At 41.9% G+C, this 771-nt stretch carries 1 protein-coding gene and 1 pseudogene; one reads left to right on the plus strand and one right to left on the minus strand.

Annotation, left to right across the window (positions count from 1 at the left end; genetic code table 11):
- Positions 1–574, plus strand: a 574-nt coding sequence (locus D0T57_RS15365; protein ID WP_163274348.1) for a transposase, incomplete at its 5' end; no start/stop codon positions are given.
- A gap of 85 nt (positions 575–659) precedes the next feature.
- Here the strand turns inward: D0T57_RS15365 and D0T57_RS15975 are convergent.
- Positions 660–771 (minus strand): annotated as a pseudogene (locus D0T57_RS15975) (transposase); the annotation flags it as partial.

Raw genomic sequence — 771 nt, forward strand, 5'->3', positions numbered from 1 at the left:
CCTTGACTTTGATGGCTTAGACCAACTTGAAGAAGAAAAGATCTATTTGGATGGGGTTGCTAAAAGGAACTTATCCGCCCGGGATAGCGGCGGTCTTCCTGTGAAAAGACATCCGGTACGTAAACCTCTACCTGAACATTTGGAACGTCGCCGCGAAGTGATTGAACCGTGCTCTTTACCTGAAGGGGCTAAATGTATAGGTCAGGAAGTAACTGAGATTTTAGAATATATCCCCGGACAACTTTATGTGCGTGAGATTATCCGTAAAAAATATGCTTTACCCGGAGGGGCCGGTATTATTATGGCGGAACTTCCATCTTTACCTCTGCCAAGAAGTAATGCCGGAGCATCCTTGCTGGCAAACCTGCTGATTAGTAAATACCAGGACCATCAACCTTACTATCGTCAGCTGGAGATGTTTAAACGAAGCGGAGTCCATTTAGCCGCATCGACGGTTAATGACTGGAGTGCTTCAGCCATCAACTTATTAGAACCTCTTTACCAACAGTTGAAAAAAATTGTTCTGGGTAGTGATTATATCCAAGTGGATGAAACTATAGCTAAATCAGAATAAAGCGTCATATTTTTGCGCAAATAAAAAGTTCATGAATTGAGTACCCAAACTTACGTCTGATACTTTTGGCTTGTGCCCATTTTCTTTCTATTGGATTCAAGTCGGGACTGTAAGGAGGAAGAAACTCTAAAGTATGTCCATGTTGTTGTACAGCCAATAAAGCATCATTCCTTTTGTGAAATGTAGCATTGTCAAGT

Origin of the sequence: Dysgonomonas sp. 511, assembly GCF_010501105.1 — a bacterium.
Lineage (GTDB): Bacteria > Bacteroidota > Bacteroidia > Bacteroidales > Dysgonomonadaceae > Dysgonomonas.